Origin of the sequence: Amycolatopsis sp. 195334CR (assembly GCF_017309385.1) — a bacterium.
Lineage (GTDB): Bacteria > Actinomycetota > Actinomycetes > Mycobacteriales > Pseudonocardiaceae > Amycolatopsis.
The window spans coordinates 2748944-2765884 of record NZ_JAFJMJ010000001.1; the positions used below are offsets into that span (position 1 = coordinate 2748944).

Annotated in this window: 17 protein-coding genes; 8 read left to right on the forward strand and 9 right to left on the reverse strand. The window is 70.6% G+C overall.

Features of this window, described 5'->3' with window-relative positions; translation table 11 throughout:
* Positions 1-50: 50 nt before the first annotated feature.
* Positions 51-1676 carry an ABC transporter ATP-binding protein gene (locus tag JYK18_RS13400; protein ID WP_307795895.1) on the reverse strand — a complete coding sequence of 542 codons (1626 nt, stop codon included), beginning with the start codon at positions 1674-1676 and terminating at the stop codon, positions 51-53.
* Between the two features lie 121 nt (positions 1677-1797).
* On the opposite strand from JYK18_RS13400, the gene purL reads away from it, so the two are divergent.
* Positions 1798-4068, forward strand: a complete 2271-nt coding sequence (gene purL, locus JYK18_RS13405) for a phosphoribosylformylglycinamidine synthase subunit PurL (RefSeq protein ID WP_206804213.1) — start codon at positions 1798-1800, stop codon at positions 4066-4068.
* A 4-nt stretch (positions 4069-4072) separates the two neighbouring features.
* Here the strand turns inward: purL and JYK18_RS13410 are convergent, their stop codons facing one another.
* The 7 genes from JYK18_RS13410 to JYK18_RS13440 all read right to left on the reverse strand — a co-directional run bounded on the left by JYK18_RS13410 (position 4073) and on the right by JYK18_RS13440 (position 10518).
* A complete protein-coding gene (locus JYK18_RS13410; RefSeq protein WP_307795897.1) occupies positions 4073-5119 on the reverse strand; it encodes a pentapeptide repeat-containing protein in 1047 nt (348 codons plus the stop codon).
* A gap of 4 nt (positions 5120-5123) precedes the next feature.
* Positions 5124-6161 (reverse strand): hypothetical protein, encoded by a 1038-nt coding sequence (locus tag JYK18_RS13415; protein ID WP_206802390.1) that lies wholly within the window; start codon positions 6159-6161, stop codon positions 5124-5126.
* Between the two features lie 142 nt (positions 6162-6303).
* Positions 6304-7122: a Twin-arginine translocation protein TatA gene (locus JYK18_RS46650; protein ID WP_242579093.1), complete on the reverse strand. Its 819-nt coding sequence runs from the start codon at positions 7120-7122 to the stop codon at positions 6304-6306.
* A gap of 119 nt (positions 7123-7241) precedes the next feature.
* Entirely contained in the window at positions 7242-7808 is a 567-nt protein-coding gene (locus JYK18_RS13425) for a hypothetical protein (RefSeq protein WP_206802391.1), read from the reverse strand.
* Positions 7809-7941: 133 nt separating this feature from the next.
* Positions 7942-8853: a lysozyme gene (locus JYK18_RS13430; protein WP_374195050.1), complete on the reverse strand. Its 912-nt coding sequence runs from the start codon at positions 8851-8853 to the stop codon at positions 7942-7944.
* A gap of 142 nt (positions 8854-8995) precedes the next feature.
* The gene (locus tag JYK18_RS13435; RefSeq protein WP_206802393.1) at positions 8996-9802 is read right to left on the reverse strand and encodes a lysozyme; all 807 of its coding nucleotides are present in this window, start codon (positions 9800-9802) and stop codon (positions 8996-8998) included.
* A gap of 95 nt (positions 9803-9897) precedes the next feature.
* Positions 9898-10518 carry a type VII secretion system-associated protein gene (locus JYK18_RS13440; RefSeq protein ID WP_206802394.1) on the reverse strand — a complete coding sequence of 207 codons (621 nt, stop codon included), beginning with the start codon at positions 10516-10518 and terminating at the stop codon, positions 9898-9900.
* 64 nt (positions 10519-10582) lie between these two features.
* Between JYK18_RS13440 and JYK18_RS13445 the strand changes: the two genes are divergently transcribed.
* Positions 10583-10963, forward strand: a complete 381-nt coding sequence (locus JYK18_RS13445; RefSeq protein ID WP_206802395.1) for a sterol carrier family protein — start codon at positions 10583-10585, stop codon at positions 10961-10963.
* Positions 10964-10966: 3 nt separating this feature from the next.
* On the opposite strand, the gene JYK18_RS13450 is transcribed toward JYK18_RS13445, so the two are convergent.
* Positions 10967-11803, reverse strand: a complete 837-nt coding sequence (locus JYK18_RS13450; RefSeq protein ID WP_242579094.1) for an SAM-dependent methyltransferase — start codon at positions 11801-11803, stop codon at positions 10967-10969.
* Positions 11804-12014: 211 nt separating this feature from the next.
* On the opposite strand from JYK18_RS13450, the gene JYK18_RS13455 reads away from it, so the two are divergent.
* The 6 genes from JYK18_RS13455 (at position 12015) to arfB (ending at position 16920) form a co-directional block, all read left to right on the forward strand.
* A complete protein-coding gene (locus JYK18_RS13455) occupies positions 12015-12836 on the forward strand; it encodes a helix-turn-helix transcriptional regulator (RefSeq protein ID WP_206804216.1) in 822 nt (273 codons plus the stop codon).
* Positions 12837-13075: 239 nt separating this feature from the next.
* Positions 13076-13291 (forward strand): DUF397 domain-containing protein, encoded by a 216-nt coding sequence (locus tag JYK18_RS13460; RefSeq protein ID WP_206804217.1) that lies wholly within the window; start codon positions 13076-13078, stop codon positions 13289-13291.
* Positions 13278-13676, forward strand: a complete 399-nt coding sequence (locus JYK18_RS13465; protein ID WP_206802396.1) for a hypothetical protein — start codon at positions 13278-13280, stop codon at positions 13674-13676. The genes JYK18_RS13460 and JYK18_RS13465 overlap by 14 nt, the downstream gene beginning before the upstream one ends.
* A 186-nt stretch (positions 13677-13862) precedes the next feature.
* Positions 13863-15401 (forward strand): amidophosphoribosyltransferase, encoded by a 1539-nt coding sequence (purF, locus tag JYK18_RS13470; RefSeq protein ID WP_206802397.1) that lies wholly within the window; start codon positions 13863-13865, stop codon positions 15399-15401.
* 30 nt (positions 15402-15431) lie between these two features.
* Positions 15432-16502 carry a phosphoribosylformylglycinamidine cyclo-ligase gene (purM, locus tag JYK18_RS13475; protein WP_206802398.1) on the forward strand — a complete coding sequence of 357 codons (1071 nt, stop codon included), beginning with the start codon at positions 15432-15434 and terminating at the stop codon, positions 16500-16502.
* Entirely contained in the window at positions 16483-16920 is a 438-nt protein-coding gene (gene arfB, locus JYK18_RS13480) for an alternative ribosome rescue aminoacyl-tRNA hydrolase ArfB (protein WP_206802399.1), read from the forward strand. The genes purM and arfB overlap by 20 nt, the downstream gene beginning before the upstream one ends.
* Positions 16921-16941: the final 21 nt, after the last annotated feature.

Sequence of the window (16941 nt, forward strand, 5' to 3'; positions counted from 1 at the left end):
CGTGCCGATCGCCCAGCCGCGGGCCTGCGCCACGCCGGCCAGCGGCAGCTTCAGCTGCACGGTTGCCTCTCCTCGACTACGTACTCGTCAGCGACCGCCCGCCACAGCGGGCTCTGGCTGAACACCACCGTGGTCCGGCCCCGCCGGAGCTCGGCGACCCGTTCGGTGATGCGTGCCTCGGTGTGCGCGTCCACGGCCGACGTCGGCTCGTCCAGCAGCAGCACGTCCGCGTCCAGCGCGAGCGCCCTGGCCAGGTTCAGCCGCTGCCGCTGCCCGCCGGAGACCTCGCGGCCGCGTTCGCCGATCAGCTCGTCGAGCCCGAGCGGGAGCGCGTCCACGATGTCGTCCGCGTCCGCCGCGGTGAGCGCGGCTTCGACGGTGACCGATCCCGGCGTGACGATCTGCTCCCGCAGCACCCCCGAGAACCAGACGTCCTGGTTGTGCGCGTAGACCACCCGCGACCGCAGTTCGGCCAGTGCCGCGCGCCGGACGTCCACTCCGGACACCAGCACCGGCTCGGCCGGATCGGTGAACCGCGCCAGCCGGGCGGCCAGCTCCTCGGCGTCCGGCGACTCGACCACGGTCAGCTTCCCGGCGACCGCGGTGAAGCCGGACGCGGTGTCGTGCAGTTCGAGCGGCCCGTCGGGCAGCGCGATCGGCTCCGCCGGGTCGGTCAGCACCGGCCGCAGGCTCAGCATCTTGCTGACCTTCCGCGCCGCCACCATCGCGCCGGAGAACGAGCCCGCCGCCTCGGTGGTGGTGCTCACCGGGATGATCAGGAACGCCGAGGCGCCGTAGAAGGCGACCAGCTCGCCGACCGTGATCGTGCCCGCGACCGCCAGCTTCGCGCCCAGCCAGGTGATCGCCACGGTGACCAGCCCCGGCAGCAGCACCTCGGCGCCGACCAGCCACGACGTGCTGCTCGCCACCGCGTTGCCCTGCTCGCGGACGCGCTGGCTGGCCGTGGTGAACCGGTTCGCGAACTGCCGTTCCCCACCGACGCCGCGCAGCACCCGCAGGCCCGACACGATGTCCGCGGCCAGCGCGTTCACCGTGGACAGGTCCTCGCGCTGGGCCTCCTGGCGGCGTTGCAGCGGCGCGATCAGCGGGCCGATCCCGGCCACCGCCAGCGGCACGCCGACCAGCGCGACCGCGGCCAGCAGCGGGGACGTGCCCAGCAGCACGATGCCCACGGTCAGGAAGGCGACCACCGCGCCCAGCACCCGGCCGAACACCTCGAAGACCGCGCCGACCCGGTTCTCGTCCGAGGACGCGATCGCCATCATGTCGCCGGTGTCCGCCTGCCCGCGCAGCCCGGCGCCGAGCCGCAGCGTGTGGTGCGAGACCAGGCGCTGGGTGGTGGAGGCGGCGTGCAGCCACATGCCGTGCGCGTTGAACAGCAGTCCCGCGCCGAACACCGTCTGCAGCACGCCCAGCCCGGCGACCAGCACCACGTTCCAGACCAGCGAGGCGGTGTCGTCGCCGGCGATGCCCGCGTCGATCGCCCGGCCGACCACCAGCGGCAGCAGGGCGCCCGGCACCAGCCAGAGCGCGCCCAGCACGGCCGTGCCCCCGGCCAGCCACGGCCGCGACCGCAGCACCGCCAACAGGTAACCGAGCGGGGTCAGCCGCTCGGGCAGGCGCACGTCGGGCGCGGGATACGGTTTCGCGGACACGAGTTCCGACGTTAAGGCGGAGGCCGGTGCGCGGGCGACCGATTTTCCGGCGACCACCCTCCAAGGTGCTCCCCACCACACCCGTATTCTCGGGCGCGTGGCGACCCCCAATGCGGACACCGTGACCAGCACCGATACCACCGAGCACGCTGCGGCGACGCCCGACGTGCCGCAGCCCTACCTCGAACTCGGCCTGGCCGAGGACGAGTACGCCCGGATCCGGGAAATCCTCGGCCGCCGGCCCACCGACGCCGAACTGGCGATGTACTCGGTGATGTGGAGCGAGCACTGCTCGTACAAGTCGTCGAAGGTGCACCTGGGTTACTTCGGGGAGACCACCACCGAGGAGATGCGGTCGAAGATGCTGGCCGGCATCGGCGAGAACGCCGGGGTGGTCGACATCGGCGACGGCTGGGCGGTCACCTTCAAGGTGGAGAGCCACAACCACCCGTCCTACGTGGAGCCCTACCAGGGCGCGGCCACCGGCGTCGGCGGCATCGTGCGCGACATCCTGGCGATGGGCGCGCGCCCGCTCGCGGTGGCCGACCCGCTGCGCTTCGGCCCGGCCGACGCGCCGGACACCCGCCGCGTGCTGCCCGGCGTGGTCGCCGGGGTGGCCGGGTACGGCAACTGCCTCGGCCTGCCGAACATCGGCGGCGAGGTGGTCTTCGACGAAAGCTACGCGGGCAACCCGCTGGTGAACGCGCTGTGCGTGGGCGCGATGCGGGTCGAGGACCTGCACCTCGCGCACGCTTCGGGCACCGGCAACAAGATCATCCTGTTCGGCGCGCGCACCGGCCTCGACGGCATCGGCGGCGTTTCGGTGCTGGCCAGCGACAGCTTCTCCGAGAACACCGGCCGCAAGAAGCTGCCCAGCGTGCAGGTCGGCGACCCGTTCACCGAGAAGGTGCTCATCGAGTGCTGCCTCGAACTGTTCGCGCAGAAGCTGGTGGTCGGCATCCAGGACCTCGGCGGGGCCGGGCTCTCCTGCGCCACCTCGGAACTGGCCGCCGCCGGGGACGGCGGCATGCACATCGTGCTGGACCGGGTGCCGCTGCGCGCCGAGGGCATGACCCCGGCGGAGATCCTCTCCAGCGAGTCGCAGGAACGCATGTGCGCCGTGGTCGCACCGTCCGATGTGGACGCTTTCATGGCGGTCTGCGCCAAGTGGGACGTCACCGCCACCGAGATCGGCGAGGTGACCGACGGCGAGCACCTGGTGATCACCTGGCACGACGAGGTCGTGGTGGACGTGCCGCCGCGCACCGTGGCGCACCAGGGCCCGGTCTACCACCGCCCGTTCGCCCGTCCGTCCACCCAGGACGCCCTGCAGGCGGACACCACGGCGTCGCTGGCACGCCCGTCGACCGGGGACGAGATCCGCGAGACGGTGCTGAAGGTGATCTCCTCGCCGAACCAGGCGTCGAAGGAATGGGTCACCAGCCAGTACGACCGCTACGTGCGCGGCAACACCGTGCTGGCGCAGCCGTCGAACTCCGGCGTGGTCCGGATCGACGAGTCGACCGGCCGCGGGGTCGCCGTGTCCACCGACTGCAACAGCAAGTTCGTCTACCTCGACCCGTACCTGGGCACCCAGCTGGCGCTCGCGGAGTCCTACCGCAACGTGGCCACCAGCGGCGCCACCCCGGTCGCGGTGACCAACTGCCTGAACTTCGGCGCGCCGACCGACCCCGGTGTGATGTGGCAGTTCGAGCGGGCCGTGCACGGCCTCGCCGACGGCTGCGCGGAACTCGGCGTGCCGGTGACCGGTGGCAACGTCAGCTTCTTCAACCAGACCGGCGACACCGCGATCCTGCCGACGCCGGTGGTCGGCGTGCTCGGCGTGATCGACGACGTCCGCCGCCGCATCCCGACCGGGATCGGCGCGGAGGCGGGCGAATCGCTGCTGCTGCTCGGGGACACGCACGACGAGCTGGACGGTTCGGCGTGGGCGCACATCGTGCACGGGCACCTCGGCGGCCTGCCGCCGAAGGTGGACCTGGCGCGCGAGAAGCTGCTCGCCGAGATCCTGGTCGCCGGTTCACGGGACGGGCTGATCTCCGCCGCGCACGACCTGTCCGACGGCGGGCTGGCGCAGACGCTGGTCGAGACCGTCCTCATCGGACAGTGCGGCGCCCGGGTGGTGCTGGACGACGAGCAGGACCCGTTCGTGCAGCTGTTCTCCGAGTCGGCGGGCCGGGTGCTGGTGGCCGTGCCGCGGACCGAGGAGCTGCGGTTCACCGAGATGTGCACCGCGCGCGGCCTGCCGTGGCGCAAGACCGGTGTGGTGGACCCGGATTCGGGCGCGCTGGAGATCCAGGGCGTGACCACCTTCGGCCTCGACGAACTGCGGGAGACCTGGGAGCGCACGCTCCCCGCGTTGTTCGACTGACGCCTCAGCCCCGGACGGCGGCGATCCGCACGTCGCCGTTCGGCTGGCGCTGGGTGGTCAGCCAGTCGGGCAGCTCGGGCACCCGGTCCGGGCGGACCAGGGTGAGCTTCAGGTCCAGCTTTGGCGGCTTCGCGGACAGGCGCAGGTCCACGTGGTCGTCGAACTTCGTGCGCTGGAGGTCCAGCGATTCGGTGAAGGTGGTGCCCTCGAACAGGGCCTCACCGCTGAACACCGCGCCCTCGAAGCTCACTTCGGCGCCGAACTCACTGCGCACGAAAACGGCTTTCGCGGCGAACTTGGTGCCGCTGAACCAACCCCGCTTCAGCTTCGAATCGTGCAGTCGCAGCTTTCCGTGCAGTTGCGCCGCGGTCATCCACAGTGGACCTTCGATGGCCATCTCGTGGAAGCGGGTGGTGGAGTGCATTTCGGCGTGGCGCAGGGTCAGCTCACCGACCCGGCGGCCCGAAAGGTCGAAGTGGTCCAGCGTGGCGGTGGTCAGGTCGAGGTTGTACGCCTCGGCCTCGGTGTCGTCGCGGGACGGGAGCAGGTCGGCGATGAGGCGTTGCGCGGTCTGCCGGACCACGCGCTCGCGCTCGGCTTCGGGAGCCTTGTCGTCGTGTTTGAACGGTCGCCGCAGATAGGAACAGAGCACGTCGAGCACGGTCTGGCGGTAGGCCTCCCGCGTCCGCGCCAAGCCCGCCAGCGCGTGCAGCGCGCCCACCCGCACCTGGTCCGCGTCGTTCCCGAGCAGTTCGACGGCTTTCGCGAAGCGTTCGTCCGAGACGCGCTCCAGGTCCCGCTCGGCCCGGTGGCTTTCCAGCACGTGCCGCTGCCGCTCGATCTCCTGCCTGCCCTCTTCGACCTTGCGCCGCCGGTCGTTGAGCCAGAGCGCGTACAACGCGACGATCGACGCACCGGCGAGACCACCCGTGCGCAGTGCGTCGGCACGGGTGGTCTTCGGGTCGGTGAGCAGCCAGACACTGATCCCCACCAGCAGCACGACCGCGAGCGCGATCGTCAGTGCCAGCGGCGACTTCAACGCCCGCCGCACGGACTCAGAAGGCGTAGAAGGTGCTGATGCAGAACCCGGCGTCGTCGAAGTTCGTCGCGCTGACCGAACCCGAGACCGAACGCCCGCTCTCGGTGCCGGTGATGTCCGCGCTGACCAGCGTCTCGTCCGGCGGGGCCGAGGCGACGGTGTAGCTGCCCTGGCCGTCGATCGCGTAGCCGACCGTGGTCTCCAGCAGGCTCGCGGTGCTGGAGCAGGCCATCGACAGCGCGCCGGACTTGTCGCCGGAGTTGACCTTGCTGATGAACTCGTCGATCACGGCCTTGCCGTCGGTCTTGCCGGAACCACCGGGGCTGCTGCTCGGCTTCGACGAGGACTTCGGGCCGGACGACGGCTTCGAGGCCGACGGCTTGCTCGACGAGCTGCCGCTGCTGGTGTTGCCGGTGACGCCCTTCCAGCACCACTTGTCCCCGGACTGCACCAGGGTGCCGTCGAACTGGCCGGTCTCGCCGCCCGACTTCAGCGTCACCTCGACGGTGGCGGTGTACTCGGTGTCGGACTTCTTCGTCGGCCCGGAGACCAGGCGCGCCGCGCTCAGCTCGTCCAGCTCGCCGGGCACGTTCTTGACCTGCTTGTCGGCGTCCCCGCAGATCAGGCCCTCGATCGCGGCCTTGTCCTGGGTGTTCAGCGCGGCCACGATCGCGTTCGTGGTGCCCTCGGGGCCTTCCTTGTCGTCACCGAGGAAGAAGCCCGGCGCGACGAACCCGGTGATGCCGAGCGCGACCAGCACGACCACGCCGATGGTGAGGCCGATCCACAGCCCGGCCTTGCCCTTCTTCGGCGGCGGGGTGCCGTACCCGCCCTGCTGGGGGTAGCCCTGGTACTGGTTGGGGTCGTACCCCTGCTGCTGCTGGCCGTACTGGTCGTAACCCGGGTACTGCTGCTGTTGCTGGCCGTACTGGTCGTACCCGGGCTGCTGACCCGGTTGCTGGAAGCCGCCTGACTGGGGGTACCCGCCCTGGCCCTGGCCGTACGGGTCGGGTTGCTGGCCGTACGGCTGCCCCGGCTGAGGTGGGTACGTCATGTCAAGCCTCCGTGAGTACTGCGTGCGCGAGCTGCGCCCCATAGCTGCGACGCGGAGACGGAGGCCCGGGTTCCCCGAGTCCGTGCGCGTTGCCCCTGACCGGCATTCTGCCTGGTCGGGCCGGAAGGTGGGCCAACCGGGATCAGAAAGCGAACACCGCGGCCACGCACGGGCCGGTGCTCAGGTCGCCGGCGCCGAAGGTGGCGTGCACCTGCTGGCCGCCCGCCGACCCGGTCGCGGTGGCGACCACGGTGCCCGGGGTGTCCGAGGTGACCTCGTCGATCTGCAGGTTCGGCTTCTTGGCCACCAGCTCGTCCACGGTCGACTGGGTCGAGCCCTCCGAACCGTCGCAGACGAAGCTCATCGCGCCGCTGGCGTCCGCGGCGTTGATCTTGTCGACCATGTCGCGGATGACCTTCTCCACCGCCGCGTCCCCGCTGCCGGTTTCCGACTTGCTGCTCGGCGCCTTGCTCGGCGCGCTCGACGGCGCCTTCTTCGAGGACGGCGCCTTGCTCGACTCCTCGGCGGGCGGGGCCTGGCTGGTGGTCTGGCCGCCCGCGGTGTTCGTCGGCTCGTCCTTGCTCAGGAAGAAGCCCGGGGCGACGAAGCCGGTGATGCCGAGCGCCACCAGCACCACCACGCCGACGCCGATGCCCGCCCACAGCCCGGTCTTGCTCTTCTTCGGGGGCGGGCCGCCGAAGCCGTCACCACCACCCGGGTAGCCCTGGTACTGCTGGGTCGGCTGCCCGTACTGGTCGTACCCGGGCTGGCCGTAGGGCTGCTGCCCGTACGGCTGCTGTTGCTGCTGGCCGTAGGGGTCGTAGCCGGGCTGCTGGCCGTAGGGCTGGCCCTGCTGCGGGAAACCGCCCGACTGCGGCTGACCCTGCTGGCCATAGCCGCCCTGGCCGTACGGATCGGGCTGTTCCCCGTAGGGCTGCCCCGGCTGCGGTGGGTAGGTCATCAGGCTGCCTTCCGTGAAGCGGGCGTTGCGGGTGGCATCTCACCACAGAGTGAGCTGCGGCGCGGCCCATTCTTCCGGCTGGGATGGCCAGAAGCACAGCGGCTCCCGGAAATCGCTGGTCACGACACGGTGAACAGTCCGACGCACGCCTCGCCGATGGCCGCGGTGGCGGTCACGCTGGCCTCCACCGGCTTGCCGCCCGCGGTGCCGGTGACCTGCCCGGTGAGCACCTTCGACGACTTTGCCTGGAGCTCGCCCACCGCCAGCGACGGCTTCTGCGCGGCGAGCGCGCCCACGGCCGAATCGTCACCGCGGCCACCCGCGCACATGAGTTCCTTCGCGCCGGTGGCGTCACCGGCGTTCAACTTCGCGACGAAGTCCTTGATCACCTGCTCGACGCTGGCGTCGGCGGGACCGGAGCCACCGCGGCCACCCGGCGCGGGCTCGGCCGGGGACGACGGCACCGGGCTCGGGGTCTCGGCCGGCCGGGACGACGGCGGGGTCGTGGTGGTGGCGCGGGCGGGCGCGCTGCTCGTCGGCGGTGCCGCCACGGGCGCGGGGTCGCCGGTCAGGAAGCCGGGCGCGATGAACGCGGTGAACCCCAGCACGGCCAGCACCACCACGCCGGTGGCGATGCCGATCAACAGTCCGGTCGGCGGTTTCCCCGCCGGTTCTTCGTAGCTCATCGGGCTGCCCTCCGGTTCGGCGCTGTCGACCCCGAAAGGTGTACCGACCTGGCCTTGGAGGGCGCTTAGCCCGGCTGAGATCCCAGCTGAGATCCCGGGGGATCCCGCCGAGCGGAATCCCCCGGGGCCTGGCTCAGCCCGTGGCCATCTTCTGCAGCTGGGCGTAGTCCCCGTTCCACCGGTTGAAGTCGATCGGCGTCGAGGTGTACTGCCAGAACGAGTAGAAACCCCAGCCGTGCGGCAGGGTCCCCACCGAGGAGCTGTACCGCGCCACCCAGAGCGGCACCGTGCTGCCGAAGTTCTGGCTGGTGCCCACGCACTGGTTCCACCAGCTGGTGGAGGTGTAGATGACCGGCCAGCGGCCGGTCCGCGCGTGGTACCGGTCGTGGAACTCGCGGATCCACGCCCCCATCGACGCCTGCGACTTGCCGTAGCAGGTCGCGCCGTAGGGGTTGTACTCCATGTCGAGCGCACCCGGCAGCGTCTTGCCGTCACCGGACCAGCCGCCGCCGTTGTTCACGAAGTAGTCCGCCTGCGCGGTGCCGGACGAGCGGTCCGGCAGCGCGAAGTGGTACGACCCGCGGATCATGCCGATGTTGTAGGAACCGTTGTACTGCTGGGTGAAGTACGGGTTCTTGTACCCCGTTCCCTCGGTCGCCTTGACGAAGGCGAACCGCTTGCCCTGGTTCCACCAGTTCTGCCAGTTGACGTTCTGCTGGTGCCCGCTCACGTCGATGCCCTCGACGCTGGCCAGCACCTGCTTCCCGTCCGGGCCGACGGCCGGTTCCCGCCGGGCGGCTTCCTTGGTCTCCTCGGTGGAGTGGTCGCCTTCCACCCGCTGGATCTGCGAGCCGATCGGGTGGTCGTACTTCTGGACGTACTCGTCGACGGGCAGCCCGTCGACGAAGGCCGGGACCGCTTCAGCAGGGGCGGTGCCGGTGTCGTCGTTGTAGGTGCTCGCCGATGCAGGAGCGAGCGTGCCCAGCAGGAGCAGGCCTGCCGAGATGGAGACGACCGCGCCGGACAGGCGACGGCTTCTTCGCATGGACATAGGGGAATCCCTTCACATATACCCTCGCGGTGAACGGCTCACTGCAGGTGACCGCTCGAGCGTTGATTGTTAACGACCGAGTCGGCTTTGTCACGAAATCGCGTGAAAGATATGCCCGCGGTGAGTAATTTTCGGGTCAGCCGCCGGCCATGGCGGTGACGCGGTCCTCGGTGCCGTTGAAGTAGTTCTGGTCGCCGGGCAGGGAACCGGCGTCGGCCCACTGCCAGATGGTCTGGTGCGCCCAGCCGGCCGGCAGCGGCCCGATCTCGGGCGCGTACCTGGCCAGCCACAGCGGGTTCGTACCGCCGAAGGCCGGGCTGTCGCCGGTGCACTTCTTCCACCAGCTCGTCGAGGTGTAGATGGCGGGGGCCCGGCCGGTGCGCTGCGCGTAGGCGTCGGAGAAGTCCTTGATCCACGCGGTCATGCCGGCCGCGTCACGGCCGTAGCACTTGTCGTCGCTGTAGGGGTTGTACTCCACGTCGAGCGCGCCGGGCAGCGTTTTGCCGTCGCCGGACCAGCCGCCGCCGTTGTCCACGAAGTAGTGCGCCTGCTCGGCGCCGCCGGAGACGTCGGGGCGCGCGAAGTGGTAGGCGCCGCGGACCAGGCCGGCGCCGTGTGCGCCGTTGTACTGCTGGCCGAACTGCGGATTGGTGAAGCCGGTGCCTTCGGTGGCCTTGACGTAGACGAACTTCGCGCCGGCCCCGGCGGCGGCGGGCCAGTCGACCGCGCCCTGGTGCCCGCTGACGTCGTGGCCCAGCGTCTGGCCTTCCGCCGCGTACCGGCCGTGGTCTGGGACCCCGTGCACACCTTCGACCGCCGCGATCTGGGCGCCGGCTCGGTTGTCCTCGGCGAGCGAATAGTCGGCGGTGGCGGGGACGGCGCTGATCGCCGGTGCGATCAGGGCCAGCCCGGCGCACATCGCGAGACACGGAAACGGGCGCATCACATCGCTCCTGCCGCGTAGGGGCTGATCATCCAGACGACACGATGCCTCCATCGAGCCGGCCCCGCGCGGCGAGCGTCCCGCGATCGAGTGAATCAGCCCTGGTCAGCGGCTTCCTCGGCGAGCGCCTTGAGCAGGTGCTCGGCGGGCACGACGGCGGTCACCACGTCGTGCGGGTTGATCGCCACCGGGTGCCCGGCGAGCAGTTCGACCATGTCCCGGCCGAGCACCGCGCGCGCGTGCGGCCAGTCCTTCGGCACCAGGCTCTTCGCCGTGTAGGCGGGCACCATGACCCGGCCGTCGGTGTTGTGGAAGCCGATCACCGTGCGCTGGACCGGCGACATGGCGTAGACGAAGAGCGTCGAGTCGAGGATGACCCTCGGCAGGTCGCCCGCCGGGCGGTGCTTGGTCCGGACCAGTTGCAGCAGGCGCTCCAGCTCGTTGCCCGGCTCGGGGAAACCGAGCGCCTTGGGCGACGGGCGGTACCGGTCGTTGGGGTGGAAGTCCTCGACCACGTTCCCCGCGGTGTTCACCGGGTACGCGCCGACCACCGCCCACGAGGGCACCGGGCCGTTCGGGTCGAAGGCCTCGTCGATCACGTACAGCCAGCTGTCCGGGTTCGCCCTGGCGTTCGCGCGCATCTCGTCGGTGATCTTCGGGACCGCCACCGGGCGGCCGTCGGCCGTGGCCCGGTCCGAGTCATCGCGCTGCGCCATGTCGTTCCTTCGAAATCCTGGGTTTTGAGCAAGCCGGCTGAGCGCCCACTCTACTGTGGAGGGCATGCCCGCTTCGCGTTCGGTCGACCCCGCTGAGTTACGGACCGCGGTGACCGCGGTCGCACCTTGGCTGACCGGGGACGGCCCGGAGCCCGCGCGGCCCGAGCTGGCCAAGGCGGTCCGGCTGAGCCTGCGCACGCTGGCCGCCGACGCGCCGGGCCGGTCGGTGGAGGTGCGGGTGCCGCCGTTCGCGGCGGTGCAGTGCGTGGACGGGCCGCGGCACACCAGGGGCACGCCGCCGAACGTGGTGGAGACCGATCCGCGCACCTGGCTCGAACTGGCCACCGGGCGGCTGGACTGGGCGGCCGCGGTGGACGGCGGGCGGGTCAGCGCGTCGGGCAGCCGCGCCGACCTCGCCCACTGGTTGCCGATCCTGAAGCTGTGACGCTCAGTTCTTGCGGCCGATGCCGCCGGCGATGCAGTGCTGGACCTGGTTCAGCGGCTTGATCCGCGGGCCGTCCGGCCACCAGTCGGCGCACCGGGTCAGGCCGGGGTCCACCATCTCCAGGTCGCCGAAGAGCTCCATCAGCTCCTTGTGCGTGCGGAACGAGCCCGAGCCCATCGGGCTGTGCACGAACACGTCCTCCATCTTGCGGGCCACCGCGCTGTGCTCGTTCTCCGGATCCAGGAAGTGGCTGATCACCACGTACGAACCGGGCGCCAGCGCGTCGATGTACTCGCGCATGATCCGCGCGGGCTCGTCCGGGTCGCCGACGTGGTGGTGCAGGGTGCCCGCCTGCAGCAGTGCGATCGGCTGGCTGAAGTCGAGGTTCGCCCGCACCTCTTCGTGCTCCAGCACCTCGCGCGGGTGGAAGATGTTCGCCGAGATCAGGTGGGTCTGGTCGTTCTCCTCCAGCAGCGCGCGCCCGTGCGCGAGCACCACCGGGTCGTTGTCCACGTAGACCACCACCGACTCGGGCACCAGCCGCTGCACCACCTGGTGCGTGTTCTCCGCGGTGGGCAGGCCGGAGCCGAGGTCGAGGTACTGCGTGACGCCGGTCTGGGAGGCGAGGAACCGGCAGGCCCGGATCAGGAAACCGCGGTTCTCGGTGGCCAGGTCCTGCGCTTCGGGCGCCTTCTGCTGGACGCCGCGGAGGACCTCGCGGTCGATCTCGTAGTTGTCCTTCCCGTTCAGGAAGGCGTCGTAGACCCTGGCGATGCTGGCTCGCGTGGGGTCCACCCCCACCGGTACGCGTTCGGACGGAGCTGCGGTTCCGGCAGGCATGGCGAACCTCCTGGGATTGTGAACTGGAGCACGTTCCACGTAGCGTAGGGGGGTACGTCCAGCGGGTAAACGCGGGCGGGCTTGACAGTGCACAATGGATATGTACGTTGGGTGGTCGCCTCACTGCTGGTGTGAGTGAACAGGGAGCGGAGCGCAAGTGACCTCGATCGAGGGACCGAGTGGTGAGTCCTTCGGGCCCACCGCGCGGCGCATGGTGCTCGGCACCCAGCTCCGGCGGCTCCGCGAGCGCGAAGGCGTGACCCGCGCCGAAGCCGGGTACAGCATCCGCGCCTCGGAGTCCAAGATCAGCCGCATGGAGCTGGGCCGCGTCGGCTTCAAGGAGCGCGACGTGGTCGACCTGCTGACCATGTACGGCGTCGACGACCCGAACGAGCGCGAGGTCTTCGTCGAGCTGGTCAAGGCGTCCAACCAGCCGGGCTGGTGGAACCGCTACAACGACCTGCTGCCCCGCTGGTTCGACGACTACGTCGGGCTGGAGGAGGCCGCGCAGCGCATCCAGACCTACGAACTGCAGTTCGTGCCCGGTCTGCTGCAGACCGAGGACTACGCGCGGGCGATCGTCAGCCACGGCCGTCCCGAATCGCGCGACGACGACGTGGAGCGCCGCGTGGCGATCCGCATGCGGCGGCAGAAGCTGCTCAACCGGCCGGAGGCGCCGCGGCTGTGGGCGGTCATCGACGAGTCGGTGCTGCACCGGCCGATCGGCGGCCGGAAGGTGTTCAAGGAGCAGCTGGACAAACTGCTCGAGATGACCACCATGTCGCACATCTCGCTGCAGGTGGTGCCGTACCGGCTGAGCGGTTACTCGGCCGAGGGCGCGTTCACGCTGCTGCGCTTCGCCGAGCCCGAGCTGCCGAACGTGGTGTACATCGAACACCTCGCCGGGGCGCTCTACCTGGACAAGCTGGCCGACTTCGAGTCGTACAGCCGGGCGATGGACCGCCTCGCGGTCGACGCCGAGACCCCGGAGCGCAGCCGCACCACCATCGCGAAGATCCGCGCGGAGCACTGACGCTCACATTTTGTGACGGCGGTGCCCGCCGTTCAGGGCGTGTTCACACCTTCGTGGGAACTTGACAACCACTGTCCTCACGCAGTGAGAACGGGTGCAAGATTTTCTGCACGTGCATCCTCATCTGCGGAACTGCGTGCTAGAGTCATCAGCACAAGTCAAATGCACGTGCATTTGCACCCGCTGAACATGTAAATCCGGGAAGGTGGGGGGTCGAAGTGCCGCGGATCGCGAACGGCATGTCTGCCGAGTTGCTGGCCGACGCGCGGTGGCGGAAGAGCTCCCGCAGCGGCGCCCTGGGCAACTGCGTCGAGGTCGCCCCGCTGGCCACCGGGGAGATCGCGGTGCGCAACTCCCGTTTCCCGGCCGGCCCCGCCCTGGTCTACACCCGGGCCGAGATGGCCGCCTTCCTCGCCGGAGCCAAGGACGGAGAGTTCGACGATGTCCTCAGCTGATCTCGCGACCGCCCCCGCGCCCCCGGTCAGTGACACCGAGACCGGCCTGCGCCGCCTGATCGACCGCGGTTTCCAGTTCGTGCACCCGCGCAGCCCCGAGGGCGAGGTGCTGGCCGTGGTCGGCATCCGTGCGCACGAAGACGTCATCGACGTGGTGCGCCTCCACGCCGAGGACGACGTGATCGCCACCCGGATGCCCGGTGGTGAACCGGACATCCTCGCCCCGCGCACCACGCTGTGGCAGGTCAGCGGCTCCGTGCTGACCGTGATCGACCAGCTGCTCGCGCTGCCCGAGCGCCCCGCCGAGCCCGAGCCGGAGACCAGCCGCGGCTGCTGGGTCCCCGGCCGCACGGGCGTCGCGAAATGGCTCCCAGCGAGCGCTTGAGTTTTCGGCCGCGCCTCCGGCACGGCACCGTGATCGTGGAGTCGCGCCACCGGCCCCGGGTGACCTCGTCACCCGGGGCTTTCGCATGTGGACGGACCGCGTTGTGATGCCGCGCGCAGCCCGGCGGATCCACCGGATCAGCGTTTACACTGGCCCTGCCCGACCACTTCTCCAGGGAGCTCCTCGGTGGTATCCGACCAGTCGACTACTGGACCTGCCGTTACCGACCAGCCCGATCCGGAACCCCGCGAGGAATGCGGTGTCTTCGGGGTCTGGGCGCCCGGCGAGGAGGTCGCGAAGCTCGCCTACTACGGGCTCTACGCACTCCAGCACCGCGGCCAGGAAGCCGCGGGCATCTCCGTCTCCGACGGCAGCCAGATCGTCGTGTTCAAGGACCTCGGCCTGGTGAGCCAGGTCTTCGACGAGCAGGTGCTGTCCTCGCTGCAGGGCCACATCGCGGTCGGCCACTGCCGGTACTCGACCACCGGCTCGACCATCTGGGAGAACGCGCAGCCGATCTTCCGCACCACCGACACCGGCAGCGGGCTGTCCTTCGCCCACAACGGCAACCTGGTGAACACCGCCGAGTTGCGGGAACGCACGCTGGCCGCCGGGCTCAAGCCGCACGCCGGGCTGACCGGCTCCTCCAGCGACTCCGACCTGGTCTGCGGGCTGCTCGCCTCGGCGGCCGCCGATCGCGGGATCGAGGCCGCCGCGCTGGACCTGCTGCCCACCCTGCGCGGTGCGTTCTGCCTGGTCTTCGCGGACGAGTCGACGCTGTACGCCGCGCGCGACCCGCACGGGGTGCGCCCGCTGGTGCTCGGCAGGCTCGAACGCGGCTGGGTGGTGGCCAGCGAGACGGCCGCGCTGGACATCGTCGGCGCGTCGTTCGTGCGCGAGGTCGAGCCGGGTGAGCTGATCGCCATCGACGCCGAGGGCCTGCGGTCCTCGCGGTTCGCCAACCCGGAGCCCAAGGGCTGCGTGTTCGAGTACGTCTACCTGGCCCGCCCGGACACCTCGATCGCCGGGCGCAGCGTGCACGCCACCCGGGTGGACATCGGCAAGCGGCTGGCCAAGGAGTTCCCGGCCGACGCCGACCTGGTCATCCCGGTGCCGGAGTCCGGCACTCCGGCGGCCATCGGGTACGCGCAGGCCAGCGGCATCCCGTACGGCTCGGGCCTGGTGAAGAACGCCTACGTCGGCCGCACCTTCATCCAGCCCTCGCAGACCATCCGCCAGCTGGGCATCCGGTTGAAGCTGAACCCGCTGCGGGACGTGATCCGCGGCAAGCGGCTGGTCGTGGTGGACGACTCGATCGTGCGCGGCAACACCCAGCGCGCGCTGGTGCGCATGCTGCGCGAGGCCGGTGCGCTGGAGGTGCACGTCCGGATCGCGTCGCCGCCGGTGCGCTGGCCGTGCTTCTACGGCATCGACTTCGCCTCGCGCGCCGAGCTGATCGCCAACGGCGTCGACGCGGACGGCGTGCGCCGGTCCATCGGCGCCGACTCGCTCGGTTACGTTTCACTCGAAGGGCTGATCGCGGCCTCCGAGCAGCCGAAGTCACGCCTGTGCTCGGCGTGCTTCGACGGTGAGTACCCGATCGCGTTGCCCGATGACGCGCTGATCGGCAAACACCTGCTGGAGAGTCTCGATGCCGCCGACGGTGCCGCCAAACCCGTCACTCCTGCGGGGTACGGTGCCGAAGACGCCGTCCGGCGTCCCTAGTCGCTTTTCCCAAGGACGGAGACCGCTTTCGTGAGCGAGTCCACGAGCGCAACCTACGCCGCGGCCGGCGTCAGCATCGATGCCGGTGACGAGGCGGTTGAGCTGCTCAAACCGCATGCCCAGCGGGCGACGCGGCCCGAGGTGCTCGGCGGGGTCGGCGGGTTCGCCGGGCTGTTCTCGCTGAAGCTGGACCGCTGGACCGAGCCGGTGCTCGCCTCCTCCACCGACGGCGTCGGCACCAAGATCGCCGTGGCGCAGGCGCTGGACAAGCACGACACGGTCGGCATCGACCTGGTCGCCATGGTGGTCGACGACCTGGTGGTGACCGGGGCCGAGCCGCTGTTCCTGCAGGACTACATCGCCGTCGGCAAGGTGGTGCCGAAGAAGATCGAGGCGCTGGTCGGCGGCATCGCCGAGGGCTGCGTGCAGGCGGGCTGCGCGCTGCTCGGCGGGGAGACCGCGGAGCACCCCGGGCTGATGGGCGAGCACGACTACGACATCTCGGCCACCGGGGTCGGCGTGGTCGAGGCCGCCGCCGTGCTCGGGCCGGAGCGGGTGCGCCCCGGTGACGTGGTGATCGGGATGGGTTCCTCCGGACTTCACTCGAACGGGTACTCCTTGGCGCGCCACGTGCTGCTGGAGATCGCCCGGATGCCGCTGGACGGCCAGGTCGAGGAGTTCGGCCGCACGCTCGGCGAGGAACTGCTCGAGCCGACCAAGATCTACGCGAAGGACTGCCTGGCGCTGGCCGCCGAGACCGAGGTGCGCACGTTCGCGCACATCACCGGTGGCGGCCTGGAGGCGAACCTCGCGCGCGTGATGCCGCGCGGGCTGGTGGCCTCGCTGGACCGCGGCACGTGGACGCCGGCGCCGGTGTTCCCGCTGATCGCGCACCGCGGCCGGGTGGAGCGCGCCGAGATGGAGAAGACCTTCAACATGGGCGTCGGCATGGTCGCCGTGGTCGGGCCGGAGGAGGTCGACCGCGCGCTCGCCGTGCTGACCGCGCGGCACGTGCCCGCCTGGGTGCTCGGCGACGTCCGGCCCGCCGAGGACCCGGACGGGCCGCGGGCGGTGCTCTCCGGTGACCACCCCCGGTTCTGATCTCCGCGTCGGTTCCCGGTTCGTCATCCCGGCCGGGGAACTGGCCGAACGGTTCTCGCGGTCGTCGGGACCCGGCGGTCAGGGCGTGAACACCACGGATTCACGCGTGGAGCTTTCGTTCGACGTGGCGCGCTCGCCTTCGGTGCCCGAGCCGGTGCGGGCGCGCCTGCTCGACCGGCTCGCGGGCCGGTTGGTGGACGGCGTGCTGACCATCGCGGCGAGCGAACACCGGGCACAACTGGCGAATCGCGAAGCGGCGCGGGCGCGGTTGGTGATGGCGTTGTCGGAAGCCGCCGCACCACCGCCGCCACCGCGCCGCCCGACAAAACCGACTCGAGGTTCGAAGGAACGGCGGATCGCCGCGAAGAAACGCCGCGCGGACGTCAAGAAAACCCGGCGCCGCGGCTACGACGACTGACTCTTTCGCCATTCATCGCGT

Excerpts from the sequence above, each read along its gene's own strand:
- JYK18_RS13415 (WP_206802390.1), bottom strand. The coding sequence starts at position 6,161 with ATGACGTACCCACCTCAGCCGGGGCAGCCGTACGGCCAGCAACCCGAC.
- JYK18_RS46650 (WP_242579093.1), bottom strand. The coding sequence starts at position 7,122 with ATGACCTACCCACCGCAGCCGGGGCAGCCCTACGGGGAACAGCCCGAT.
- JYK18_RS13425 (WP_206802391.1), bottom strand. The coding sequence starts at position 7,808 with ATGAGCTACGAAGAACCGGCGGGGAAACCGCCGACCGGACTGTTGATC.
- JYK18_RS13430 (WP_374195050.1), bottom strand. The coding sequence starts at position 8,853 with ATGCGAAGAAGCCGTCGCCTGTCCGGCGCGGTCGTCTCCATCTCGGCA.
- JYK18_RS13435 (WP_206802393.1), bottom strand. The coding sequence starts at position 9,802 with ATGCGCCCGTTTCCGTGTCTCGCGATGTGCGCCGGGCTGGCCCTGATC.
- JYK18_RS13440 (WP_206802394.1), bottom strand. The coding sequence starts at position 10,518 with ATGGCGCAGCGCGATGACTCGGACCGGGCCACGGCCGACGGCCGCCCG.
- JYK18_RS13445 (WP_206802395.1), top strand. The coding sequence starts at position 10,583 with ATGCCCGCTTCGCGTTCGGTCGACCCCGCTGAGTTACGGACCGCGGTG.
- JYK18_RS13450 (WP_242579094.1), bottom strand. The coding sequence starts at position 11,803 with ATGCCTGCCGGAACCGCAGCTCCGTCCGAACGCGTACCGGTGGGGGTG.
- JYK18_RS13455 (WP_206804216.1), top strand. The coding sequence starts at position 12,015 with ATGGTGCTCGGCACCCAGCTCCGGCGGCTCCGCGAGCGCGAAGGCGTG.
- JYK18_RS13460 (WP_206804217.1), top strand. The coding sequence starts at position 13,076 with ATGTCTGCCGAGTTGCTGGCCGACGCGCGGTGGCGGAAGAGCTCCCGC.
- JYK18_RS13465 (WP_206802396.1), top strand. The coding sequence starts at position 13,278 with ATGTCCTCAGCTGATCTCGCGACCGCCCCCGCGCCCCCGGTCAGTGAC.